At 59.1% G+C, this 23,623-nt stretch carries 22 protein-coding genes; 12 read left to right on the plus strand and 10 right to left on the minus strand.

The genetic code is table 11. The features are described from left to right. Positions 1-9: 9 nt before the first annotated feature. Together ACPF7Z_RS10350 and gfa are read left to right on the plus strand one after the other, a co-directional pair. On the plus strand, positions 10-2,550 hold the full coding sequence (locus ACPF7Z_RS10350; RefSeq protein ID WP_425193165.1) for an insulinase family protein: 2,541 nt from the start codon (positions 10-12) through the stop codon (positions 2,548-2,550). A 224-nt stretch (positions 2,551-2,774) separates the two neighbouring features. Then, positions 2,775-3,344, plus strand: a complete 570-nt coding sequence (gene gfa / locus ACPF7Z_RS10355; RefSeq protein WP_425193166.1) for an S-(hydroxymethyl)glutathione synthase — start codon at positions 2,775-2,777, stop codon at positions 3,342-3,344. Between the two features lie 65 nt (positions 3,345-3,409). Here the strand turns inward: gfa and ACPF7Z_RS10360 are convergent, their stop codons facing one another. The 4 genes from ACPF7Z_RS10360 to ACPF7Z_RS10375 all read right to left on the minus strand — a co-directional run bounded on the left by ACPF7Z_RS10360 (position 3,410) and on the right by ACPF7Z_RS10375 (position 9,620). Then, positions 3,410-4,192: a hypothetical protein gene (locus ACPF7Z_RS10360; protein ID WP_425193167.1), complete on the minus strand. Its 783-nt coding sequence runs from the start codon at positions 4,190-4,192 to the stop codon at positions 3,410-3,412. 903 nt (positions 4,193-5,095) lie between these two features. Further along, on the minus strand, positions 5,096-6,019 hold the full coding sequence (locus ACPF7Z_RS10365; RefSeq protein ID WP_425193168.1) for a branched-chain amino acid transaminase: 924 nt from the start codon (positions 6,017-6,019) through the stop codon (positions 5,096-5,098). Positions 6,020-6,101: 82 nt separating this feature from the next. Continuing rightward, positions 6,102-9,128, minus strand: coding sequence for a bifunctional [glutamate--ammonia ligase]-adenylyl-L-tyrosine phosphorylase/[glutamate--ammonia-ligase] adenylyltransferase (glnE, locus tag ACPF7Z_RS10370; protein ID WP_425193169.1), 3,027 nt, complete (start codon positions 9,126-9,128; stop codon positions 6,102-6,104). A gap of 120 nt (positions 9,129-9,248) precedes the next feature. After that, a complete protein-coding gene (locus ACPF7Z_RS10375) occupies positions 9,249-9,620 on the minus strand; it encodes a diacylglycerol kinase (RefSeq protein WP_425193170.1) in 372 nt (123 codons plus the stop codon). Between the two features lie 145 nt (positions 9,621-9,765). Here ACPF7Z_RS10375 and ACPF7Z_RS10380 point away from each other — a divergent pair, with 145 nt between their 5' ends. The 3 genes from ACPF7Z_RS10380 (at position 9,766) to ACPF7Z_RS10390 (ending at position 13,072) form a co-directional block, all read left to right on the plus strand. Further along, positions 9,766-10,743: an MDR family oxidoreductase gene (locus ACPF7Z_RS10380; protein WP_425193171.1), complete on the plus strand. Its 978-nt coding sequence runs from the start codon at positions 9,766-9,768 to the stop codon at positions 10,741-10,743. A 78-nt stretch (positions 10,744-10,821) separates the two neighbouring features. Beyond that, positions 10,822-11,841 carry a type I glyceraldehyde-3-phosphate dehydrogenase gene (locus ACPF7Z_RS10385; protein WP_425193172.1) on the plus strand — a complete coding sequence of 340 codons (1,020 nt, stop codon included), beginning with the start codon at positions 10,822-10,824 and terminating at the stop codon, positions 11,839-11,841. Between the two features lie 64 nt (positions 11,842-11,905). Then, positions 11,906-13,072 carry a phosphoglycerate kinase gene (locus ACPF7Z_RS10390; RefSeq protein WP_425193173.1) on the plus strand — a complete coding sequence of 389 codons (1,167 nt, stop codon included), beginning with the start codon at positions 11,906-11,908 and terminating at the stop codon, positions 13,070-13,072. A gap of 106 nt (positions 13,073-13,178) precedes the next feature. Here the strand turns inward: ACPF7Z_RS10390 and ACPF7Z_RS10395 are convergent, their stop codons facing one another. The 3 genes from ACPF7Z_RS10395 to ACPF7Z_RS10405 form a co-directional block, all read right to left on the minus strand. After that, a complete protein-coding gene (locus tag ACPF7Z_RS10395; protein WP_425193174.1) occupies positions 13,179-13,562 on the minus strand; it encodes a type II toxin-antitoxin system VapC family toxin in 384 nt (127 codons plus the stop codon). A 414-nt stretch (positions 13,563-13,976) separates the two neighbouring features. Continuing rightward, positions 13,977-14,399 (minus strand): YkvA family protein, encoded by a 423-nt coding sequence (locus ACPF7Z_RS10400; protein ID WP_425193175.1) that lies wholly within the window; start codon positions 14,397-14,399, stop codon positions 13,977-13,979. Positions 14,400-14,565: 166 nt separating this feature from the next. Beyond that, positions 14,566-14,844 carry a DUF4235 domain-containing protein gene (locus ACPF7Z_RS10405; RefSeq protein WP_425193176.1) on the minus strand — a complete coding sequence of 93 codons (279 nt, stop codon included), beginning with the start codon at positions 14,842-14,844 and terminating at the stop codon, positions 14,566-14,568. Between the two features lie 310 nt (positions 14,845-15,154). Here ACPF7Z_RS10405 and ACPF7Z_RS10410 point away from each other — a divergent pair, with 310 nt between their 5' ends. The 5 genes from ACPF7Z_RS10410 (at position 15,155) to ACPF7Z_RS10430 (ending at position 18,462) form a co-directional block, all read left to right on the plus strand. Continuing rightward, the gene (locus ACPF7Z_RS10410) at positions 15,155-15,508 is read left to right on the plus strand and encodes a hypothetical protein (RefSeq protein WP_425193177.1); all 354 of its coding nucleotides are present in this window, start codon (positions 15,155-15,157) and stop codon (positions 15,506-15,508) included. Between the two features lie 288 nt (positions 15,509-15,796). Beyond that, complete coding sequence (locus tag ACPF7Z_RS10415; RefSeq protein WP_425193178.1) at positions 15,797-16,474, plus strand: HAD family hydrolase; 678 nt, start codon at positions 15,797-15,799, stop codon at positions 16,472-16,474. Positions 16,475-16,553: 79 nt separating this feature from the next. Beyond that, complete coding sequence (locus ACPF7Z_RS10420; protein WP_425193179.1) at positions 16,554-16,928, plus strand: translation initiation factor Sui1; 375 nt, start codon at positions 16,554-16,556, stop codon at positions 16,926-16,928. Positions 16,929-16,960: 32 nt separating this feature from the next. Next, entirely contained in the window at positions 16,961-17,371 is a 411-nt protein-coding gene (locus tag ACPF7Z_RS10425; RefSeq protein ID WP_425193180.1) for a YbaY family lipoprotein, read from the plus strand. A 95-nt stretch (positions 17,372-17,466) separates the two neighbouring features. Further along, positions 17,467-18,462, plus strand: a complete 996-nt coding sequence (locus ACPF7Z_RS10430) for an aldo/keto reductase (RefSeq protein WP_425193181.1) — start codon at positions 17,467-17,469, stop codon at positions 18,460-18,462. A gap of 86 nt (positions 18,463-18,548) precedes the next feature. Here ACPF7Z_RS10430 and ACPF7Z_RS10435 read toward each other — a convergent pair whose 3' ends face one another. After that, positions 18,549-19,217, minus strand: a complete 669-nt coding sequence (locus ACPF7Z_RS10435; protein WP_425193182.1) for a hypothetical protein — start codon at positions 19,215-19,217, stop codon at positions 18,549-18,551. Between the two features lie 143 nt (positions 19,218-19,360). Next, positions 19,361-20,245: an NAD-dependent protein deacetylase gene (locus ACPF7Z_RS10440; protein ID WP_425193183.1), complete on the minus strand. Its 885-nt coding sequence runs from the start codon at positions 20,243-20,245 to the stop codon at positions 19,361-19,363. A gap of 202 nt (positions 20,246-20,447) precedes the next feature. Between ACPF7Z_RS10440 and ACPF7Z_RS10445 the strand changes: the two genes are divergently transcribed. After that, positions 20,448-21,359: a nuclease-related domain-containing protein gene (locus tag ACPF7Z_RS10445; protein WP_425193184.1), complete on the plus strand. Its 912-nt coding sequence runs from the start codon at positions 20,448-20,450 to the stop codon at positions 21,357-21,359. 1 nt (position 21,360) lies between these two features. On the opposite strand, the gene ACPF7Z_RS10450 is transcribed toward ACPF7Z_RS10445, so the two are convergent. After that, on the minus strand, positions 21,361-22,140 hold the full coding sequence (locus tag ACPF7Z_RS10450; RefSeq protein WP_425193185.1) for a ribonuclease T2 family protein: 780 nt from the start codon (positions 22,138-22,140) through the stop codon (positions 21,361-21,363). Between the two features lie 503 nt (positions 22,141-22,643). Here ACPF7Z_RS10450 and ACPF7Z_RS10455 point away from each other — a divergent pair. Next, positions 22,644-23,618, plus strand: a complete 975-nt coding sequence (locus tag ACPF7Z_RS10455) for a DctP family TRAP transporter solute-binding subunit (RefSeq protein WP_425193186.1) — start codon at positions 22,644-22,646, stop codon at positions 23,616-23,618. Positions 23,619-23,623 lie beyond the last annotated feature (5 nt).

Here is a 23,623-nt window from a genome sequence, read left to right on the forward strand (position 1 = left end):
GAGGCGGCCATGCATGACGTGCCAGGGCTCCCCCCGGGCAGCCGTCTCGCGGAACACCGCCTTGGCAATGGCGTACGCACCTTGGCCATCGAGGTGCCCACGGCCCGCCAGGTGCGCCTGGTCGCCGCCGTCGGGGTCGGCTATCTCGACGAGCCCATGGATTTTCCCGGGCTGGCCCATCTGCTCGAACACGCCCTGTTCCTGGGCTCGCCCCGCCACCCGACGCCAGGAGATTTCGCCGCCTGGATCGGCGAACAGGGCGGACGCTACAACGCCCATACCGACGAATACGTCACCGACGTGCATCTGACCCTGCCTTCCGACGCGGTTCAAGCAGGACTCGAGCGTCTGCTCGATCTCATTCTGCGCCCTTATCTGATCGAGCCGCTCATCGCCCGGGAAGTCGAGGTGATCGAGGCCGAGTTCCGGGCGCGCCTGGCCGATCCTGCCCTGCACCGCCAGCGCGCCCTGTCGCGACTATTTCAGCCATCGCATCCAGCCTTCGACTGCCATCATGGCAATCGGCAAAGCCTGGGAACGGGTGTCACGGCCCTGCAGGCCGCACTCGAAAGCTTTCATGCCCGTCATTATCGTGCCGAGCGCATGAGTCTCGTCATGCTGGGCCCAGAACCGTTGGAGCGCCAACGCGATCTGCTAGCGACGGCCGCGAACGAGATCCCTGCTGGCGCCACGGACTTGCCCGCCAGAACCTGGCGCTGGGCAGCACCGACCCGAGTGCAGTGGTGCCTGCCCGGTGGATCGCCGCCTGCGACACCGGCACTGGAATTGCTGTGGCCACTGCCCGACCCGCCGACACCCGGACAGCGACGGGTCGTGGAGCATCTGGCACACATCCTCGGCGATGGCGAACTGGCCGCCATGCTGCAGCGGCACAACCCCATTCGCGATCTCGATATCCGTCTCGCGGCGGACGGTGGTGCCGCCTTTCTATCGCTGGCGCTGCCCTTGAGCGAGTCGGGGCACCGGCATATCGACGCGCTTCTCGCTACCTGTCAGGCGTGGGTCGAGCGCTCAGCCGTCCGGCTCACCACCGCTGACGCTGTGCCGGTACCGACCTCGCCGATCCGCGATCTCGATGCCTGGCCCAAGACATTGGCGCGTCGCCTGGTCGTCGATGCATCGGCACTCTCGCTAGAGGCAAGCGAAGCACTGGACCCTCAGGCCCTCGAGACGTTGGCGCCGCTGCTCAACGCCGGGTGCTGTCGAACCCTGGAACCCCTATCGGGGACAGCACCGCCAAGGGACGCGATGGCGGCAACGGGGACCCGCTTCCGCTATCGTCCGCAAGCACCCCTCCCCGCGGCCTGGATCGCTCGACCGGCACCCGCCATTGCTCGCCGCGACTTGTTAACCGACGACACTGCCCCCACCCCAGGCCTGATCGTCGATAGCGATGAGCTCACCCTGTGGTGGGGCGATGGGCCACCACTGGCCGAGGCCTTCTGGTGTCTGGCCTGGGCGGCGCCAACGCCAATGCCCACGGCAGACCCGGCGACGCGACTGATACAGTGGCGCCAGCACACGCTGGCGCTGCGCCAGGCTGCTGCCGCTCAGAATGTGCGCCTGACGCTGGGTATCGATGACCGGGGCGGCTGGGTGATCGGGCGAGGCGACGCGGCTCTGCTCGAGTCCTGCGTCGCCCAATTGCTGACCTCATTTCCTACCCAGCCTCTTGATCCGGTCCCCGACCCGGCTTCGCATTCTGCGAACGGGCTACTGGCCCAGCGCCTGCTGGCCCGGCTGGAAACCCGGCCGACACCTCCGCGCGTCGATACAGCGCGGATACTGGCCTGGGCCGGCGGCACACTGAGCGCCGCCGAAGCCCAGGCCGGTTGCCGACGGCTGATGGCTTCTCATCTGGGGTCATGCATCAGCCCATCGCCCCAAGCCAACACCTCCTCTACGACGCCCTTGACGACACCCTCCCTCTCGACATCCCCAGCGGGCGGCATGGATTGGCCCGTCCACTGGCTGCCCCCACAGGGCGATGACCAGGCGGTCATGCTGCAGATCGATGCCGTGGACGCAAGCCCGACGAGCCAGGCGCTCTTTCAGCTGCTCGGCCAGTGTCACGACGCGGCCTTTCATCATGAGCTGCGCCAGCGCCGCAGGCTGGGATACGTGGCGGCGGTGCGCTATCGCGAGGCCGCCGATGGCTGGCCACGCCTGGGTTACGTGGTGCAATCCCCTCGGGCAACCGTCACGACCCTCCGCCAGGCAGTGAGCGACTTCCTCGAGGCCCAAGGCGTTGCTCTGGCGACGCTGGATACCACGACCTTCACCCGGCGACGCACGGCGCTGAGAGCCCAGTGGGGCACTCCCGAGACCCACGATGAGGCCCTCGCCCGGACTTGGCGCGCCCTGCGACGTCAGCAGAGAACCTTGACACCCTGGCAGGCGCAACAGGCGGCCCTGGACGCCTTGACTGCCGGGATGTTGAAGGCGCAGGCAGACGCGCTCGTGAATGGACGCATGCCGAGGCAGTGGTGGGCCCACACGCCGACCGGTGACGGCGGGCATCGACTATAGTGAAATCACGCCCCACCACTGTTCCAACCTTCGGCCTGGGGCGCGCCTGGAGGAGGACAACAACAATGAGCCTGAACGATCTGGTAAGTCGTGCCCGGCAGTGGCTGACGGGCACCAAGACCTCTGCATCATCACAAGCCTCGGCGTCACAACCCTCAACCTCACAAGCGACGCATGACGGGAAGGACACAACAACCACAGCAGCGCACAACGAGGAAACGACGATGAGTACGATCAACATTCACCCGGCGGTGGACAATGGCATCGAGCCGGGTAGCGACGGGTTCAGTGGCGGCAAGCTTCACTGTCATTGCAGTGATCGACAGATCGAAGTGACGATCGCGACGCAATGTTTACACAATCACGTGTGTGGCTGCACCAAGTGCTGGAAACCTAGCGGGGCCTTGTTCTCGATGGTCGCCGTGGTGCCCCGGGAGAGCCTCAGCGTCACCGCCAACGAGGACAAGCTGGAAGTCGTCGACTCCTCGGCGGCCATTCAGCGCCACGCCTGCAAGGAGTGCGGGGTGCACATGTTTGGACGCATCGAGAATAGCGACCATCCCTTCCATGGCCTGGACTTCGTTCATGCCGAGCTGTCGGATGAAAAGGGCTGGGCCGCGCCGGAGTTCGCGGCATTCACCTCCTCGATCATCGAGTCGGGCACCCGACCGGATGACATGGATGCCATACGAGGACGGCTTCAGGAACTAGGTCTCACGCCCTACGACTGCCTGTCGCCACCGCTGATGGATGCCATCGCCACCCACACCGCCAAGGCCAAGGGCGTGCTCTAGCGGGCAGCGCCCACGACTGGCCCGGACCGTCATCGAGGGTCCGAGGCTCGGTGAGCAGGCATATCTCACTCCTGCCTGCTCTCCTCCTTGCTGGCCTTGGCCGCAGCCTCTCGGGTTGCTTCTTGCTCTCCTTGGTCGCTCTCTTCATCGGCAACGTGACGAAAGTTCGACGAGGAGGAGAAATTTCGTTCGTTGAGACTCTGCATTTTCTTTTTAAGCTTGCGCCGCTGACGAATCGACGACAGGCGTTTGGTATCCCAGCTGGCCGGTGTCAGCGCACAGAAGTTGTCGTTGTCGAACAGATCGAAGCTGCGTTCGGCACCAATGGGCATATCCTCGGGACCATAGACTCCAATCAGACGAATGGTCAGGCGTTGAAAGTGCAGATCACCCTTGGGACGATGCCCTTTCATTTCGATGCCTTCGTCTCGAGCCAGACGCTTGATCAACTCGGAAAAGCTACCGATATGCAGGAAATTTCCCGACTCGAGCGGGCCCTGGCGCGTATTTTCCCTCACCGATCCCAAGGAATAGGGATTGTCTTGTTTCTCTTCGTCACCCTCTTCATACTCCTGGTCAAAATCGGTGACATCCATGGTAATGGTGCCTTCCGAGGTCTTCAGTTCCGCGATGATGTACTCGATGAAGATCGCCTCGGCGCTCATGTTGCTGATGATGCACAGCGCATCGATATCTTTTCTCTTGCCGCGGTTGATGATCAAGCGCGGCCGACGCTGGCGACGAAAGCCCATGTACAGCAATTGAGCGTAGGCAAGCCAGATGATCAACATTCCAAAGTTGGTGAAGAAGGTGAGCACCTTCGAGTTCTGTGATATCCAATCAAACATGCGACTACGTTCCTTGTTCTCTCAAAGTCGACCGACGGGGCTTCTCTAACTGCCATTGGGAAACAATAGCAACGAGGATAGCGTAGTTACATCAGAGTGTCTTTATCCTGAAGCAACGAGACAGGCTATAAGCGACTGGTGAAGCGTTTGGGATTGGAAACCTCAGCTCAGTCAGTATGTATCTATATTACGACACATTAAGTCATTGTTTTTATTAATTTAATAATATAACGCCACATAATAGTCTCCAAAAAGAGACATATAGCCGGTTGTTTTGGTGCTTCCTGCGGTGGGTATCGGCACGCCAGTTTTTGCGACTACTTTAAGTCACTGTTTTTTAATCAATTAAAAAAACATGGCATTGCATTCGCAACGTAGGACTCAGATAGCGAGCATATCTCGCTCCAAGTTTCAGATTGATCTAGTGTCCCAATAGATGAGCTAGGCCAATCACCCGGATTTTCAATTCCCTGCGTACCTTGGGCTGCTCATGCAGCCCATTTTTTTGTGCGCCATTCACTGAACAAGCACCGTGCATGTTATGGCCCGCCCCTGCTGACCCAGTGCTCCTGTGCTAAGCCAAGCTCATGTTCCGATACTAAAAAGCCAGCAGGGTCACCCTGCCAGCTCCTTTAAACTCACTTTTGGTGATCACAAAGAGTGATTTTTGCGCCTTCTTAACCCAGATAAAGTTATCGGGCACGAAGTCCCCTTAAGCTTTTAAATGCGGTGGCAAGCAGGGTGACAGCGTCATTGCACCCAACGGACATCCGCCGAGCAATGCTTCTGCAGGGACCACGCAGAGAACGCAGACTAGGAGCGTCCCGCCCTTTGCCACCGCAACCATGTACGCTCATGTAAGAAGCACCCTGAGACGGGTGCTTTTGCGCGTGGAGCCACGTTTTAGGCCACCGGCGTCAACCATTCGGGATCGAGCGTCTGCTTACCACTGACCAGATCGAAGTACATCGACTGGATTTGCTCGGTGATCGGCCCACGATGCCCTTCTCCAATGGTCCGGCCATCGAGTTCGCGAATCGGCAGGACTTCCGCGGCGGTGCCGGTGAAAAAGGCTTCATCACAGATGTAGACCTCATCCCGGGTAATCAGCTTCTCGCGCAGTTCATAGCCCAGTTTCTCGGCCATATGCAGCACGGTGTTGCGGGTGATGCCGTTCAAACAAGAGGTCAGCATCGGGGTATAGATGATGCCGTCCTTGACCACGAACAGGTTTTCGCCGGAGCCTTCGGCGACATAGCCCTGTGGGTCGAGCAGCAGCGCTTCGTCGTAACCGCCACGCTGCGCCTCCGCCAGCGCCATCATGGAATTGATGTATTGACCGTTGGCCTTGGCTCGAGTCACCGAAACATTGACGTGATGACGGGTGAAGGATGAGGTCTGTACCTTGATTCCCATTTCCCGCGCTTCCGGCGCCATGTAGGAGGGCCATTCCCAAGCTGCGACGATGACGTGAGACTTGAGGTTGTCAGCACGAAGGCCCATGCCTTCGGAACCGAAGAAGACCATCGGTCGCAGATAGGCTTCCTTGAGGCCGTTTTCGCGTACCACCGCACGGCTTGCGTCATTGATCTGCGCCTTTTCGAACGGCATTGGCATGCCCAGAATCTTGGCGGAATCGAACAACCGGTTGGTGTGCTCCTTGAGACGAAAGATCGCCGTCCCCCGCTCGGTGTCATAGGCACGCACACCTTCAAAGCACCCCATGCCGTAATGCAGGGTATGGGTGAGCACATGCACCTTGGCATCGCGCCAGGGCACCATTTCGCCATCGAACCAGATCAGACCGTCGCGGTCAGCCATCGACATAGTACATTTCCTTCGTTTTTCAACGTGTCGCGAGATGCTATGCAATCATTTTAGAGTTTGCAGACATCCTGGGTAAAAATCATCAGGTAGTGTCGGGTTCGAGCCAGCGCTGCCAAAGCGACGTCACCACCTGGCGGTACGCCTGGTAATCCGCCACCTCGACGCGAGTACCGCTTTTGGTCAGCGCATTGCGGTGGCCGATATGCCGATAACCCAGATACGCCTCGCGCAGCTGGCGAGCATCCTCCACCGGCATACAGCCGCTCGACTCCAGTGTTTCCAGAATACGAACATTGTCGCTCCAGGCCAAGAGATCGGGGATTTGAAATCCTTGCGAGAGCACCGCGTACTGACTCAAGAATTCGATGTCGATCATACCACCGGCATCGTGCTTGAAATCGAACCTTCCTTGCTCCTGCTCCTTGGCGCTACTACCAAGATGCTCACGCATCTTGTGACGCATCTTGACGACCTCCTGGCGCAAGGTCTCCGGGTCGCGCTCGCGACCCAGCACTTCGTGGCGAACCGCATTGAAGCGTTCGGCCAATTCAGCACTGCCCGCCACGACTCGTGCGCGTACCAGCGCCTGATGCTCCCAGGTCCAGGCGTGATTACGCTGATAATCCGCAAACGATTCAAGACTGGTCACCAACAGCCCCGAATTGCCCGAGGGACGCAGGCGCATATCGACGTCATAGAGGGCGCCGGCGGGTGTAATAGCGGTCAACAAGTGGATGATGCGTTGCCCCAGGCGGGTGAAGAACACCCCATTGTCGATGGTGCGCTTGCCATCGGTGGTGCCTTGAGGCGCTGCATCGTGAATGAACACCAGATCGAGATCCGAGCCGTAGCCGAGTTCGATCCCCCCCAGCTTGCCGTAACCGACGATCAGGAAATTCGGCTCAGGATGCCGACTGCCATCCCGATGCTGGGGCAGGCCATGCTTGCGAGTCAGGTGGCGCCAGGCCATCGCCAGCACCTGCTCCAACACCACCTCGGCGATGAAGGTCAGGTAATCGCTGACATTCATCAGCGTGCGCGCACCCGCGATGTCCGAGGCGGCCACATGCAGCACCTGAGCATGCTTGAAGATACGTAGCGCCTCAAGCTGCGCTTCTTCGTCTTCCTCGGGCACCCGCCCCAGGGCCTGTCGCAGATCGTCGGTCAGGCGCGCCTTGTCGGCGGGAGAATAAAGCGTTGCCGGGGTCAGCAATTCATCGAGCAGCACCGGGTGACGCGCCAGTTGTTCGGCAATCCAGGGGCTGGCCGCACACAGCGCCACCAGGTGATCCAACGCGTCCGGGTTCTCGCGCAATAGGGCCAGATAGGCGGTGCGACGCAATACTGCCTCAACCAACGGCAGGGTTCGCTCGAGAGCGGTGTCCGGGGCGTCGCTTTCAGTCATGGCGGCAAGCAACAAGGGCATAAGCGCATCCAGACGCTCCTGGCCGATGCGCTGCATGCCCTGCACGGCACGAGATTGACCTAGCGTTCTCAGTCGTCGCGCTGCTTCTTTCGGTGCAGTGAACCCTGCCCCCTCGAGTAGCCGGAGACACTCGTCTTCGGTGAGTTCCTCGCGCCAGGCAGCGCGCCATTCGTCCAGGGGAACCTCATCGTCACTGCCGCTGTTGCTGGCATTGATGGGGGCCTCGGCTTCCTCTTCCGGATCGGCGATCACCGCATCGAAATGGTGACGAATACGTTCGCGCACTTCTTTTAGCTGTGCCGCCAGGGCGGTCCAATCATCATAGGATTGCTCCGTGTGACTCATGGCCAGAGCCAGACGCTCACGATCCAATGAGTCCTCGGGCAACGTCTGAGTCTGACGATCCTCCTGAGCCTGCAGGGCATGTTCGAGATCGCGCAAGAAGACATAATCGGGACCGAGTTCATCGACCACCGCTTGCGGCAATAGATCCAGCGCCGGCAGTCGCTGCAGCGCGGTGTTCAATGAAGTTACTTGCAATTCGGTATCGCGACCACCGCGAATCAACTGGAAAACCTGGACCACAAACTCCACCTCGCGAATACCGCCAGGCCCCAGTTTGATATTGTCGGTACTGTCCTTACGACGCACCTCGCGGTTGATCAGCGCCTTCATCTCACGCAGCGATTCGATGGCGCCGAAATCCAGATAGCGGCGATAAACGAAGGGGCGTAACCGGGCCAGTAGTTCGACACCCGCATCGCGATCACCGGCAACCGGCCGCGCCTTGAGCATGGCATAACGCTCCCACTCCCGGCCCTGATCCTGGTAGTAGCTGGTCAACATATTGAAACTGCCCACCAGCGGCCCACCCTCGCCGAGCGGGCGCAAGCGCATATCGACCCGAAAGACGAAGCCATCCGCGGTGATCGTGTCCAGCGCGGCAATCAATTTCTGACCGAGTCGCGTGAAGTATTCCTGATGATCGTATTCACGCTTGCCGCCTTGAGTAGTGCCCTTCTCCGGAAAGGCGAAAATCAGATCGATATCCGACGAGAGATTGAGCTCCCCCGCCCCTAGTTTCCCCATGCCTAGCACCACTAGACGCTGCTGTGAACCATCCTCCCGTGATGCCGGCCCCCCCCAGCGCTGGGCGAAATGGGACTCCAGCCAGCCCAGCGCGCCTTCGAGACAGACTTCGGCCAACCGCGAGACACTGGCGGCGGTATCCCACATGGTATAGCCACTTGACCGATTGAGATCGCGCCAGATGATGCCCAGCATGCGGGCTCGCCGAAAGCGCCGCAGCAATGCGTGCATTTGTGTTTCGTCATCCGTGCTATCGAGCGCATCGGCGAGCACTTGAGACAGCGTCGCCTCGTCCAGGGGTGCGTCGAGTTCACCCTCTGCATCCAGAGACGCCAGCCAGCCGGGATAGCGCGTCAGCGTCTCGGCCGCGAACTTCGAGGTCGCCAGCACCAAGGCCAGTTGCTCGCGGCGGGTTTGTGACAAGGCCCGCCAGGCATCGCTGGGGCGTTCTGCCTGCTGACGCTCGACCCGCTTGTCGACCAGGCTATCCGCCTGGGACAGAGCTTCCGCTAGTCGCTCCAGGCGCTTGCCAAGCGCTGCCTGCAAGGCATCGGGAATATCATTCAGCGGTAAGAAGTCGTCGGGTAACGCCATGGAAGTCCTGTCGTGGTAGCGAGAAGTCAGGTCTGGCATACCCTCAGCATAGCGAAAGGTGCACCACGGCAGAAGGGAACCTGGTATACATCGCGACGGCACCATCCTGCTGGTGCTAGATTAGCCGGCAATTCTCTGCCACAACAGCAATCCCCAGGTCACCCCAGCCATGATCAGAGACAGCATGACCGCCGCCGAGCCGATGTCCTTGGCCCGCCCAGAGAGTACGTGGTGCTCCGGGCCAATCCGATCGATGGCGGTCTCCACGGCACTGTTGAGCAGCTCGACGATCAGCACCAGAAAACAGCTGCTGATCAGCAGTATCCATTCGATCGGGGTTTGCCCGATCCAAAAGACAAAGGGCAACAGCACCAGGCACAGCACCAACTCCTGACGAAAGGCCGTTTCGTGCAGGGCGGCGGCCTTGAGGCCCTTGAGGGAATAACGGGTCGAGTTCACCAAATGGCGCCAGCCAGTCTCGCTCGATTTCATCTTGCAGATCCATGCAACCAATCGTGGCCGCCCAGTCTATCTAATTCGGCCGGATAATTCGGCCCTAAGCTTTGTTTGAAAAATGTCGTTATCGGCATTGCCGGACTAGCCTGTAAGGATACTTGCCCTATTGCAGGAGAACATTATGGCCCGCGTAGTGATGCTCAGAGATCAAGAACCCCGCTGCCAGATCGAGGACATCGATACCGACGACCTTCCGGAGCGCGCAGTCAGTGTCGATATCGACTACTCCGATTTGAACTACAAGGATGCGCTGGCCGTCACCGGCAAGGGCAAGATCGTGCGCGACTACCCCTTCGTACCAGGCATCGATTTTGCCGGCACCGTGCGCGAATCCCATAGCGATCGCTACAGTGCCGGCGACAAGGTGATCCTTACCGGCTGGGGCGTGGGCGAGCGCCATTGGGGCGGCTTTGCCGAGACCATGAACGTCGATGCGGACTGGCTGGTACCCTGTCCCGATGAACTATCGACCCGCGACGCCATGTTATTGGGTACTGCAGGCCTGACCGCCATGCTCAGCGTGATCCAGCTCGAGCAGGCCGGACTCACGCCGGGCGGCAAGGTGCTGGTTACCGGTGCCACCGGCGGCGTGGGTAGCTGGGCGGTGCAGATGCTGGCCCATCTGGGCTATAACGTGGAGGCGGTAACCGGCAAGGCGGAGCAGCAGCATTGGCTGGAAGAACTTGGCGCTACCCAGATCGTGCCCCGCAGCGAACTCGACGACAATACCCGTCCTTTGGAAAAAGGCCGTTGGGATGGCGCCGTGGATACCGTCGGGGGCAAGGTGCTGGCTAGCGTGCTGGCGCGCATGGCTTACCAGGGCCGGGTCGCTGCGGTGGGGTTGGCCGGCGGTACCGACCTGCCGACTACGGTGATGCCGTTCATCCTGCGCGGGGTGTCACTACTCGGAGTGGATAGCGTGATGGCACCCTTCGACCAGCGCGAGGCGGCCTGGCAACGATTGGCGTCACTGCCTCGGGATATGTTCACCCGGATGCAGGTCGAGGAGATCGGCCTGGATCAGGTTGCCGAGCAGGCCGAGGCCATGCTGACAGGCAAGACCCGCGGTCGAATACTGATCAACCCGCATCAGAGGTGATGATTGCGCTTGGTAACATTGCCCTGCGTTGCGCTAAGATGGTGGCCCGTTCATTCATGATTCGTCGAGCCACCGCTCATGCCACTTCGCATCGCCATCAACGGTTATGGCCGTATCGGTCAGTGTGTGCTGCGTGCCCTGGTCGAACGCGCTAACGCCGATCTGCAGGTCGTGGCGATCAACGAGCTGTCCGATCTCGAGACCATCGCCTATCTGACGCGCTACGACACTACCCATGGCCGCTTTCCAGGCTATGTGGATACCCGTGATGGGCAATTGCTCATCAACGGCCAGTCCATCCACGTCGTGTCCGAGCCGGCCCCCCAACGTCTGCCCTGGCGGGAGATGGAAATCGACCTGGTGATTGAATGCTCCGGCAGTTTCAGGGATCGAGCCACAGCGCAGCAACACCTCGATGCCGGGGCACAGCGCTTGCTGTTTTCCCAGCCCGCCGAGGCCGATGTCGATCTCACCGTGGTCAGCGGTATCAACGAGCGCGAGCTGCAACCCGAGATGCGCATCATCTCGGCCGCCTCCTGCACCACCAACTGCCTGATCCCGATTCTCACGGTGCTCGACGAGGCATTGGGCATCGAACATGGCGTGACCACGACCATCCATTCGGCGATGAACGACCAGCCGGTGATCGACGCCTACAACAAGACCAGTCTGCGACTGACCCGCTCCGCCATGCATTCGATCATTCCTGTCGATACCGGTCTGGCCCGAGGTATCGAGCGCTTGATGCCAGCGCTTGCGGGACGCTTCGAATGCTTGCATGTGCGGGTGCCGACCATCAACGTCTCGGCCATGGACATGGCTATCTGCGTACGCAGCGAAACCACGGCAACGGCGGTTAACGCCTTGCTGCGTGAAGCCAGCGAGAACCGTTTGAAGGGTCTTCTAGGCTACACCGAGGAGCCCATGGCCTCGATCGACTTCAACCACGATCCACGCTCGGGTATCGTGGATGCCACTCAGACTCGGGTGGCCGGCGGCCATTTGATCAAGATGCTGAGCTGGTTTGACAACGAATGGGGCTTCGCCAACCGCATGCTCGATGTCGCCGAGCGTATCGCCGCTCTGAAGTCATGCTGAAGTCGCGCTGATTCACGCACTCTCCATTCATCACGACGAGCAACCACGACGAGGAACCTGCCACATGAACGTGCGCAAGATGACCGACCTGACACTCGCCGGAAAGCGGGTGCTGATCCGAGAAGACCTTAACGTTCCGGTCAAGCAAGGACGGGTGACCAGCGATGCCCGTATTCGCGCCAGCCTGCCGACCATCCAGGCGGCCCTCGACGCCGGCGCCAAGGTGCTATTGATGAGTCATCTGGGGCGCCCCACCGAAGGCGAGCCTGCCGACGAATTTTCCCTGGCCCCAGTGGCCGAGCACTTGAGTGAATTATTGGGCAAGACGGTGCGTCTCGAAAAGGACTATCTGGATGGCAACGTCGAAGTTGGCGACGGTGAGGTGGTATTGCTCGAGAACGTGCGCTTCAACACCGGTGAGAAGAAAGACGATGTGGCGCTGGCCCAGGCCTATGCCAAGCTGTGCGATGTCTATGTGATGGATGCCTTCGGCACGGCTCATCGTGCTCAGGCCTCGACTCACGGCGTGGCCCGCTTCGCCCCGGAAGCCTGTGCCGGCCCACTGCTGGCTAAAGAACTCGAGGCATTGGAAAAGGCTCTCGCCACCCCAAAACGGCCGATGATTGCCATCGTCGGCGGTTCCAAGGTCTCCACCAAGCTCGAGGTACTCAACGCGCTTTCCGAGAAGTGCGATCAGTTGATTGTCGGGGGCGGCATCGCCAATACCTTCATCGCCGCTGCCGGCTATAAGGTCGGTAAGTCGCTTTACGAGGCAGACCTGGTCGATCAGGCGTTGACGCTGATGGAGCGGGTCGACATTCCTTTGCCTACCGACGTCGTGGTCGCCACCGAGTTCTCCGAAGCTGCAGACGCCACGGTCAAGGGTGTGCAGCATATCGCCGATGATGAGATGATTTTGGATATCGGTCCGGTGACCGCCGAACGCTTCGCTGCCCTGCTCAAGGATGCCGGCACCATTCTGTGGAACGGCCCCGTCGGCGTATTCGAGATCGACCAGTTCGGTCAAGGCACCGAAACCCTCTCCAAAGCCATTGCCGAAAGCAGCGCTTTTTCCATCGCCGGCGGCGGCGACACCCTGGCTGCCATCGACAAATACGGAATCGAAGACCAGGTGTCCTACATTTCCACCGGCGGGGGCGCTTTCCTCGAATACGTCGAAGGCAAGCCGCTACCCGCCGTCACCGCGCTGGAACAAGCGGCCAAGAAGTAACATCGCCGGCCGGGCTCAGCGGCCCGGCATTTACTTCCATCCTATTAAATACAGCGCCTTGTCAGAGCGGTTCTACACTTGGATGGACATTGGTGTATCTGAAGACTCAATGGGCGAGTATCACGCGAATACCGTATGCCACGAAAGCGGTGTCGGAGGACATCAGCGCCAGCCCCTCCGCCTGCCCTTGCGCGATCAGCATGCGATCGAAAGGATCACGATGGTGCAGGGGCAAATTGCCCGCCTGCTCGCCATGAAAGAGTGTGATAGGCAACGCGGTGAAGCCTTCATCTTCTATGATGCGGTCGAGATCATTCAGGGCATCAAGCTTGCCGAACTGCCTTTTTATACTGATCTCCCAAATACTGGCAGCGCTGACGAAGATCGTATTACGAGACTCTGCAATCGCCTCTCTTGCATTTGCCCCCAACTGCGGATCATCAGCCAGCCACCAGAGAAACACATGCGTATCGAGCAATATCCGCCGCATGGTCACTTCCCCTCGAAGGCCGCGACAAGGTCTTCCGGGGTCTTGTTAAAATCCGGAGCTATATGGATTTTCCCTTTATAACGCCCTGGCTTGCGCTGTGAAGGTTGGATACCAACTCAACCCAAGGTTCTCCGGCTCGGGCGATTATCATCCGCTCACCACGGCGAGCTTTTTCAGCCAGTGCAGAGAGTTGGCTTTTGGCCTCATGCATGTTGATTTGCATCTTGACACCTCGCTTAGCCAAGTTAGCTAAGCTTATGCTCGATCTTACATCTGTTCAATTGGTCAAACGTGTGCTTGCTCCTCTCTCGTGCGAAAGCCAGGGCGTTTTCACATCCAATACCGCGACTGGCATCTGCCAGGAGTATGGATGCCATCAGCGATCCGTCAGCGAGCACTGTGCATACCTGAATTCTATTCCCCAAACCAGCGTTTCAAGACAGCGCGGGCCTTGCGGGTGTGCTCTTTCTTGATATGCGCAGCCACCACGGCGAGGGCGCCGACCAGCACCGAGACATCATCCGTATATCCGACGAAAGGGGTTACGTCTGGAATGGTATCCAACGGAAAGATGAAGTAGCCCAGCGCGCCGTAGATCGTGGTTTTCGCCCATACCGGTGTGTCCGGGTCCTGGGCCGAGTAATAGAGCTTCAAACCGGGCTCGAGGGTGGTCTTTCCCGCCTTCTTGGCATAGCGCGACACCTTGTTCCAGAAGGCTTCGTCGGAATAACGCGTCTCGTTTTCCAGGCTATCGTGATGCACGCCTTCTTCATCGACGAGCATCGAAAGAGCGTACTTGCCAGACTCGACATCATGCGTCAGTAATTTCTGTTCCATGAACTCCTCTCGCTGCACTGTTGAAATCAGTCCTGCTTGTTCCAGCCTTCATTGAACCGATTCTTCCTGAGCCAGTTCCCTATAATATACCTATCAGGATAGTTCCCAACGAATAGGAGCATGGACAGTGTACTCAGCCCGCCAGTGGCTTTGACTGGATAAGCGATCAGCGTTCCAGCATCTTGCGCGTGCGGCGATAACCGCGAGCGCGGCGTATGGCTTCGCTGCCGGCCCGGCGACCCACGATACGTGCCACACCCACCATCACACCGGTGGTGGCGCCCCACAGCAAGGCATGGCGCCATTTCACATCCGGATCGTAAGGATCCATCGGCGGCTTGCCGATCTTGTGCTCATAGGCCTTGCGCGCGCTATTGCGCGCGGCAACCCCAGCGGCAATCGCCACCCCGGTGCTGATCAGCGACCATACTGTTTCACTTTTCATACGCACTTCTATCCTTGAGTCAACCTAGGATCGTTTTATCATGCTAGTTCAAGCCAAACAAAATCCACTGCCCTTGAAACAAATGAATTGCATCGCCGCGGTCATAAGGTAACTTCTTGAATGTTTGCACCGTCTACACTGCCGAAATGATCCTCAGCCAACCCACGCACCTGGAAGCCCACGGTCAGTGCCGCGGGCTTCTTTCGTGGATCGCATGCTGGCAAGTATGTTATGTTGCGCTGCAACAAGACACAGGCAACCCCTGCAGTCGTTGCCAAGCTGATCACCCCCTCTCCCAAAAGGTATTTCCATGACACGCACCAATGACATCACCTCTCTTGTTCCTTTTACCCCCGCCGCCATGTTCGACGTCTGGAAGGTCGGCGTAATGGCGTTTGAACTGTGGACCACCTCGCTTTCCACCATCGCCATGCGTAACAACCTGTGGTACACCCAGATTCCCACCAGCCCGAGGATGATGAAAGAAAACCAGCGCATGGTGAACGAGAAGCTCGATGCCAGCATGGAAGTGGCCACCGAAATGAACAAGGCCGTGCTTAACATGTTCTCGGGCCAGTACACTCCCTGGTGGGTGACAAGCCGCCGTGCGTTGATGCCTCTGCATCGTCGCACTACCGCCAATTCGCGTCGACTTTCTCGCTAGTTGCAACTAGAGAATCGTTTCTCCAAGGCTGCACTTCTTGAGTGCAGCTTTTTTGTGACTTTGCCTTTCCTCTTTATTTGTTGAGCCCTCTCTTCTATCTTTCGCCCCCCTGTCAGCAGGTCTGAACGCTAATCACCTTTTTGCATGAGCAGACAAACTCAATCTATTCCGCTACACTGTTCGGAAACACTGTTCAAAAAGTATGAAAATTATGTTCAACCCTGTGCGTTACCGGCCGATAACAGTAACAATGGCTTAGCAAGCTCAACGAACCTGAGAGACCCGCGTATGTCACGGCCCCTTTGTCTGCTCTTCGACTGCGATGGAACGCTTGTAGATAGTGAACCCTTATTGGCCGACGAGATGGCGACCAGTCTTACCGCCATTGGCCTGCCATTCACGCCTGAGGACTACATTGGTGAGTTCCGCGGCGCGCGCTTTCGCAATATTGTCGCCGAGTTGCAAAAGCGTCATGGCCGCATTGACGCAACGTCGCTGAAGGAAACGGAAGCCGGCATGCGGGCTCGTCTCGCCGAACGTCTCGTTCACGAACTCACGCGGTTGCCCGGCGTACTCGAAGCCCTCACCTTGCTCTCGGACTATCCCCGCGCGGTGGTGTCCAACGGTCCCGAAGCCAAGATCCGTTCTTGCCTTGCCTCTACGGGCTTGAGCGATTACTTCGGCGACCATTTATTCAGTGCCTACACGGCCAACTGCTGGAAACCCGATCCTGGCCTTTATCTGCATGCCGCCAACAGCATGGGATTCAAGGCTCGCGACTGTCTGGTCATCGACGACTCCATCGTCGGTGTTCAATCGGCACTTGCAGCAGGCATTCCAGTGATCCACTTGAATCGCTTCCCGGATGTCGAGACGACGCCCCAAGGCGCCATCATGATCAGCAACATGCACCAGTTACCGACCGTCATCAGCCGGTTGTCTCATCAGGAAGCCCTGGCCCTGTAAAAGCGTATAGAGGTCAGGCGGTACCCGCGTCAAATCCCTTCGGTTATCATGGACCGGTGTTCACTCGCCGGGAGACAGCATGGCGTCCCTTCAGGATCAACTGCGCGGCTTGGTTTATTCCACGGAGCACGGTGATACCTGCCCCGACTGTCGCAAACCCCTCGCTGAATGCGAATGTGACGATCGCGCCGAGTCCGAACGCCTGGCTCAGTTGGACGGTGTGGTGCGAATACGCAGAGAGACCAGCGGCCGAAAAGGCAAGGGCGTCACCACCATCAGTGGCGTGCCTCTCCCCCGTACCGAGCTCAAGACCCTGGCCAAGGACCTCAAGAAACGTTGCGGTACCGGCGGCGCGGTCAAGGACGACATTATCGAGATTCAGGGCGACCATCGTCAGACGCTCAAGGAAGCTTTGGAGGCCCGCGGCTATACCGTCAAACTGGCCGGTGGCTGACTCACCTCTCAATCGATAACAAGGAATTTCACATGGGCTTGAATGCTCGTTTGACGCTGCGTTTATCTTTCATGACTGCCTGCCTGCTGGCCTTGAGCGCCTGCGTCACCGGCCCGCGCTTTGCCAATCTCGACGCCGTCATCGTGCCTACCGAACCGCTGGACCTGCCATCCAACGCCGAACTCACGGTGCGCCTGGAAGACGTGTCCCGAGGCTCCGACGTGATCGCCGTCAGCACTTACACACGCCTGGGCCGTGGGCCGATTCCGGTGATGCTGCGTTACGACGCCAAGGCCATCGACGAGGATCGACCCTATGTTCTGCGCGCCGATATTCGCAGCAACAAGACGCTGACCCATCGCAATGTGGAAGAAGTCCCGGTTCTGACCGGGGAGGCTCCGCGGAACGACGTGCGGGTCCCCATCGAATCCATTGATCGCTAACACGCTAAACTTCATGACCATTCCTTGTCAGAACGTCTCGTGGCTACCACGCTGTGTACGTTTACCTGACCGTTCATCTGACAATGGAGTGAAAGATGCAAACTTTGAAGATTCCGGGCACCGATATCACCGCCTCACGCATCGGCCTGGGCACTTGGGCCATTGGCGGCTGGATGTGGGGCGGCACTGACGACGAGCAGGCCGTACGCACCATTCACGCAGCCCTGGACCGGGGCGTGACGCTGATCGACACCGCGCCGGTTTATGGCTTCGGCCATTCCGAGGAGGTCGTCGGTCGCGCCGTGGCCGAGTATGGTCAGCGCGACAAGCTGGTGCTGGCGACCAAGGTAGCGATGGAGTGGAAAGACGACGAAAGCGTGGTGCGTAATGCCAGCGCAGCACGCATCGAGAAGGAGATCGAGGATTCCTTGCGCCGTCTACGCACCGACGCCATCGATATTTATCAGATTCACTGGCCCGATCCGGTGGTGCCGATGGAAGAAACCGCTATGGCCATGGAACGTCTCTATCGAGATGGCAAGATCCGTGCCATCGGCGTCAGCAACTTCTCCACCGAGCAATGCGACGCCTTTCGCGAAGTCGCGCCCTTGCACAGCGTGCAACCTCCACTGAACCTGTTCGAGCGCGAGGCCGAACGCGACATCATTCCCTACGCCGAACGCGAAGGCCTGGCCATGCTGACCTACGGCGCGCTCTGTCGCGGCCTACTGACCGGCAAGGTGCAGAGCGATTCGACGTTCGGTGGCGACGATCTGCGTAACAACGATCCCAAGTTTCAGTCACCGCGCTTTTCCCAATACCTGAATGCCGTCGATGCCCTGGACCGCTTCGCCCAGGAGCGTCATGGCAAGCGGGTACTGGAATTGGCAGTGCGTGCTCTGCTGGACCGTCACGACAACGGTATCGCGCTATGGGGCGCGCGGCGTCCGGATCAGGTGGAACCCATCGAGCGTATCGACGGCTGGCAACTCAGCAGCGATGATCTGAACGAGATCGAGCGCATCGTCGATGAGCACGTCAAGGATCCGGTAGGACCCGAATTCATGGCTCCCCCGAGCCGTAACGACTGACCTCGAACGCCTGAAGTAGAAAACCCCCGGCACCGGTCACAATCATCGCTCGATGTCGGGGGCAAGAAGTGTGAATCCAGCATGCGCTAGAACGTGTACTCCAGACCCACTACCGCCACGGGATAGACGCCAAACTCATCCACGTCGTCCTGCAGATCGTCCTCTTCCTGCTGAATATCCTGGCGTAGCTGCGGATCGTTGGTTGGATTGCTGGCGTCGAGATTCACCTCGGCGTCTGTCAGGAAGGCGCCGAGCTTGGCGAACACACCCAACCCGCTCTTGTGGCTGCCGCGCCATCCCAGACCAAGATAAGGCTGGATGGAGTCGCCCAACGTCACATCGCCTCGCAAGGTGCCAACGTCTTGCGCACTGTAGGTGGTACCATTGAATTCGTAAGATTGGCCGTCCTTGGGACGCCCCACCACCAGCATGGCGATATCGGGCTTTACGGCACCGGCGGAGAGGAAGAAACGACCACCGAAGGGGAAGTAGTCGAACGTGATGCCGTAGACATCCATATCGAAGTCACCCTCGTAATCGGCCTCATCGGTCTCATACTCGAGGCCGTCATAAGTGAATCCGGTGTAGCCGGCAGTCAACGCCAGGTTGTCGTGGAAGCGGTAGCTGATACTGCCGCCATAGCCGGTGGTGCCGACCTCGGCGCCTACCGACCAGTTGTTCATCGATGCCGCCGACGCGGGCAACGCCATGGCCGTCAAGGCACTGGCCAGCAAGATGGTGTGTAAGATGCGCATGAAACTCCCTGCTTATGTCGTTATGGTCGTAACCGATTCAGAACAATCGGATAAAAGCCATAACGACCATGCTCGGGAAATCTTTAATCATGCATTTGTCATGCGCTCATGCTGGCTCGTTTGGGCTCGTGCAACAGGCCTCATCAAAGCCCCCGAACAAGCGTTTCCAGCACCTCCCCCACCGGCGCCTCTATCTTGAGCGAATAGAGATCGTCAGCTCGGGTACGACCAAGATTGAGACAGGCAATGGGCTTGCCTGCCAACGCGGCTCGCCGGGCAAAACGATACCCTGAGTAGACCATCAATGATGAACCGACCACCAGCAGCGCACTCGCCTTTTCCAATGCCAAAAGGCTGGCGTCGACGCGTTCCGGCGGGACACTGTCTCCGAAAAACACCACATCTGGCTTGAGAACACCGCCGCAGCGCGTGCAGTCGAGTACCTTGAAGGTGGAAAAATCCAGCCCTTCGAGATCGGCGTCGCCATCCGGGCCTACCGGCGCTTCAAGTGACGTCCAGCCAGGATTGTGTGCCGCCAGCTCATCGTGCAGGTGATACCGCATCCGGCGAGCGCCGCAGCCCATGCAGCGCACGATTTCGGCACGCCCGTGTAAGTCGATGACTCGTCGTGAACCCGCGTGCTGGTGCAAGCCATCGACATTCTGGGTGACTAACGTCGCTATATGACCCTGTGCCTCGAGTCGCGCAAGGGCTCGATGAGAAGGGCCGGGGCGGGCATTCTCGATGGCCCGAAACCCGAGCAGACTGCGCGCCCAATAGCGCTGCCGCGTGGCCAGGCTGTTCATGAAGGCATGATGCTGTACCGGCGGCGAACGCTTCCATTCACCGCGGGCATCGCGGTAGTCGGGGATACCGCAATCGGTGCTCACGCCGGCACCGGTCAACACCATTAGTCCGGGGTGGCGCTGGATAAACTCACCCAACGCCTGACTGTTCGTCTGACTATTCGATGTGAGCGCATCCGGCCACGGCGCTGAAAGAGAGTTTGTTTCCAAGGTCGAGTGCACGGGTGATCGCGTATCCTGAATTGATTCACGAAGCGTCATACGAATACCTGTCGAGTATGATGCCTTGCCATACCGATGACGATAACATGACTCGGCACGGATGATGTTCATAATAGGCGCTGCTTACCCTGGGCATGGCTCTCAACGTCGCGCTTGGCTAAAGTGGGCATTCCATGAACTTTCTAGCACAAGGACGCCAGCAATGGCCTGGTTGGAATATCTGTTACCGCTGATTTTTCTGACACCGCTCGGGGCCACAGCAGTGGTCGTGCTGGCATTACGCAATCTGCACGACGCGCAGGTTCGCTCGCCCTTCGATGCCCAGCCCATGCACGAACCCGGCCAGGCACTGCGCGATCGTCTGGATCGTGCTTTCTCGAGCCTATTCCTCAATGGTGCCCTGGGGCCCATCGTGGTGCTTGCGCCCCTGGTCTACGGCATGGGACGCATGCTGTTCGCCCCCCATCAGAACTGGGTGGAATGGGCGATTTATGGTCTGCTCTCCACACTGTTGGTGCTGCTGTTCTGTTTTTTGTTGATGCTCGATTACCAGCGCATTCGCCGTATCAAGTTCGGACTGGCCTGTGAACTGGCGGTAGGTCAGGAACTGGAACGCCTGATTCGTCCCGAGACCCACCCCTATTTCGTGTTCCATGACATTCCCAGTGATACCTTCACCATCGACCATGTCGCGGTCACACCGCATGGCCTCTTTGTCGTTGAAACTCGTGCCCGCACGCATCCTCTGGACGCGACCGGAGAGCCCAAGCGCACGGTCGCGGTCGAGCGTGAGCGCCTGCGCTTCCCGGGCTGGATCGAGCGGCAGCCACTACGCAAGACGCGTCAGGCCACGACCTGGCTACGCCAATGGCTGAGCCGCGAACATGCGATCGAGGTGCCGGTGCGGGGTGTGCTGGTATTGCCGGACTGGGACATCGACAGAGAACAGTCCTTCGAGGATCCGATCGTGGTCAATGGCGAAGGTCTGGCGCAACTGCTCATCGACACGTCCTTGGGCAAGCTTGACCAGACCACCCACGATAAAGTTGCCCACGCGCTGACCGAGCGGGCGGCGCTGCAGAACGACCGGCGTTTACAGCGGCCTTCCGTCTGACTCAGGGTGTCGTCACAAGTCTGATAAGAGGCGCACAGCGTCCTCGGCGTAGCGGCACGAGACTCTTTGCAGCGGGGAACTCTTCAAGGTGCTCTGCGGCGATACCGATGCGCACCTCGGTGAGTATCCGCTTGCCCCTTCCGTCACATTTCAAGCTCAAGGCACGGCCAGTCCCTTGACCAAAAGCCGCCTCGAAGACATCGATCAACGCATTGCGGCTAATCTCACCGCCGCTATTGATCATCATGAAATCGACGAAGGTGCTGGCATTGAGCTTCTCCATCAAATCCACCGCCGTAGCGAAATAGTCCTCTGCCGGCAGGGCCAGGCACGCGGCGTGCTTGGCGTATTGATAACGATCCAGGCAACTGGCACGCCCGGGCATGGCGTCATCCAACTCACTGGCGAAAGGCTCGGCGAAGGCGAAAGGCGCATGGGCCCGACAGAAGCTGCCATTGGCCCGCGGCTGCTCGAGAAAACAGCCCTCCTCGCGCCAACGCCTGGGGCTGATGCCATCATCGGCGAGGCGCTGCGGTAGCGATGGCCACAAACCATGCAGCACGAAGCCTTGAGCGACGGTTTCCCGGGCCTTGGTTCGCTGCTCACTTATGCGGCATTCCTCCCGTGGCCGCTCAACCGTCTGACAGAACCCCGGATGCCAGGTCAGCGCCAGCACGTAATGATCGAAACCATCCACCTCAAGTAAAGAGCGTGCCGGTGCCGGCCCGCTCAATACGAGCAACACCATGACCGCAAGGCTACCGACGACTCGTTTTATCAACTTCGACGACTCTATACCGGGCCTCGTCCGATACCGCTTCAAGCGGCTAGAGACACGACGGATAATTCCAAGGACCATCTTACGAAGATTCCTCAAGGTCGGATGATCGCGACGACGCATTTCACGGGCGGCAGTCAAGCGGTCACCGTTATAGGGCGGCGGTATAACTCTTGATGAAAGCTGCCAGGTTGGAGCCTAGATATTCGGTAGGATACCCTCCTCTTGTATAATCACTGCGGGGAAACCGATCTGTCTCAAGCTTCAATAGCGTTGCACTTGGAACTTGGGACCACCAAAAGAGAAGGAGGTATTGATCCTCTGCAAGAAATTAAAGTAGACATCAATTCCTTTCCACTGCAAGAAAACACCATGAATAAATTTAGTAAATATTAAAAATAAAAAATCAAAAATTGCGCAATACAAAGCCTTCGCCGAGCCTGATTGTCAGCGTCATTTCACCGGACGCCTTCCACAATGACAATGATGAAAGCAAAGGTATCGATATGAAGACGACGATTTCGTTCTCGGCCCTGGCCGGGCTGGCGGTTTTTGCGGGCAACGCCCACGCCCTTGATATCAAGCTCGGTCACGTATTAGCGCCCACTCACAATTGGCATGTCGCAGCGGAGGGCTTCGCCGAGGACGTCAGCGAAACCACCGAGGGTCGCGTCAACTTCAAGATCTTTCCCAGCGGCCAACTGGGCAACGAGAAGACCATGGTCGAAGGCATGCAGATCGGCAGCGTGCCGGCGGGCATCATCGGCTGCGGTTCCTTCCAGCCCTTGGACCCCAAGTTCGGTATCGTCGAGCTGCCCTACTCCTGGGCCGATCGTCAAAACGCCTACGCCGCCTACGACGGCGAGCTGGGTGATCGCCTGGAATCCCTGGCCGCGCAGTACAACATGAAGATCCTCGCCTGGTGGGAGAACGGCTTTCGCCACGTGACCAACAACCGCGGTCCCATCGAAGCGCCCGAGGATCTTGAGGGGCTCAAGATTCGCGTCACCCCGGACAAGATGCGCCTCGACACCTTCAACGCACTGGGCGCCAGCCCCGCCCCGCTCTCCTTCGGCGAACTCTACTCCGCGCTGCAGCAAGGGGTCTTCGATGCCCAGGAAAACCCACTGTCGATCATCTACGCCTCGTCCTTCTACGAGGTACAGGACTATGTTTCCCTCACCGGCCACGTCTGGGCGCCGGCCTGCTTGACCGTGTCGAGCAGCACTTGGAACCGCCTCTCGGAAGACGACCAGGCCAAGGTACAGGAGCTGGCCAATACCTGGCGCGACAAGCAGCGCGAGATGACCCAGCAGGACGATCAGAACATGATCGAGAAGCTCGAAGCCGAAGGCATGCAGGTCAACGAGGTCGACACCGCGCCCTTCAACGAGAAGGTGCAGAGCGTGTGGGAAGAGTATGAGCCGGTCTTCGGTAGCGAGCTTATGGGGCTGGTCAAGCGTTATCGCCAGGGCGAGTAATCGCC

Source organism: Halomonas sp. GXIMD04776 (assembly GCF_049808615.1).
In the GTDB taxonomy this organism is placed as follows: Bacteria; Pseudomonadota; Gammaproteobacteria; order Pseudomonadales; family Halomonadaceae; genus Modicisalibacter.

Bases quoted from the DNA above. Each gene is read 5' to 3' on its own strand.
- gfa (WP_425193166.1), top strand. From the start codon at position 2,775: ATGAGTACGATCAACATTCACCCGGCGGTGGACAATGGCATCGAGCCG.
- ACPF7Z_RS10435 (WP_425193182.1), bottom strand. From the start codon at position 19,217: ATGCGCATCTTACACACCATCTTGCTGGCCAGTGCCTTGACGGCCATG.
- ACPF7Z_RS10425 (WP_425193180.1), top strand. From the start codon at position 16,961: ATGGGCTTGAATGCTCGTTTGACGCTGCGTTTATCTTTCATGACTGCC.
- ACPF7Z_RS10410 (WP_425193177.1), top strand. From the start codon at position 15,155: ATGACACGCACCAATGACATCACCTCTCTTGTTCCTTTTACCCCCGCC.
- ACPF7Z_RS10390 (WP_425193173.1), top strand. From the start codon at position 11,906: ATGAACGTGCGCAAGATGACCGACCTGACACTCGCCGGAAAGCGGGTG.
- ACPF7Z_RS10365 (WP_425193168.1), bottom strand. From the start codon at position 6,019: ATGTCGATGGCTGACCGCGACGGTCTGATCTGGTTCGATGGCGAAATG.
- ACPF7Z_RS10415 (WP_425193178.1), top strand. From the start codon at position 15,797: ATGTCACGGCCCCTTTGTCTGCTCTTCGACTGCGATGGAACGCTTGTA.
- ACPF7Z_RS10445 (WP_425193184.1), top strand. From the start codon at position 20,448: ATGGCCTGGTTGGAATATCTGTTACCGCTGATTTTTCTGACACCGCTC.
- ACPF7Z_RS10405 (WP_425193176.1), bottom strand. From the start codon at position 14,844: ATGAAAAGTGAAACAGTATGGTCGCTGATCAGCACCGGGGTGGCGATT.
- ACPF7Z_RS10395 (WP_425193174.1), bottom strand. From the start codon at position 13,562: ATGCGGCGGATATTGCTCGATACGCATGTGTTTCTCTGGTGGCTGGCT.
- ACPF7Z_RS10455 (WP_425193186.1), top strand. From the start codon at position 22,644: ATGAAGACGACGATTTCGTTCTCGGCCCTGGCCGGGCTGGCGGTTTTT.
- glnE (WP_425193169.1), bottom strand. From the start codon at position 9,128: ATGGCGTTACCCGACGACTTCTTACCGCTGAATGATATTCCCGATGCC.
- ACPF7Z_RS10400 (WP_425193175.1), bottom strand. From the start codon at position 14,399: ATGGAACAGAAATTACTGACGCATGATGTCGAGTCTGGCAAGTACGCT.
- ACPF7Z_RS10380 (WP_425193171.1), top strand. From the start codon at position 9,766: ATGGCCCGCGTAGTGATGCTCAGAGATCAAGAACCCCGCTGCCAGATC.
- ACPF7Z_RS10360 (WP_425193167.1), bottom strand. From the start codon at position 4,192: ATGTTTGATTGGATATCACAGAACTCGAAGGTGCTCACCTTCTTCACC.
- ACPF7Z_RS10375 (WP_425193170.1), bottom strand. From the start codon at position 9,620: ATGAAATCGAGCGAGACTGGCTGGCGCCATTTGGTGAACTCGACCCGT.
- ACPF7Z_RS10420 (WP_425193179.1), top strand. From the start codon at position 16,554: ATGGCGTCCCTTCAGGATCAACTGCGCGGCTTGGTTTATTCCACGGAG.
- ACPF7Z_RS10350 (WP_425193165.1), top strand. From the start codon at position 10: ATGCATGACGTGCCAGGGCTCCCCCCGGGCAGCCGTCTCGCGGAACAC.
- ACPF7Z_RS10430 (WP_425193181.1), top strand. From the start codon at position 17,467: ATGCAAACTTTGAAGATTCCGGGCACCGATATCACCGCCTCACGCATC.
- ACPF7Z_RS10385 (WP_425193172.1), top strand. From the start codon at position 10,822: ATGCCACTTCGCATCGCCATCAACGGTTATGGCCGTATCGGTCAGTGT.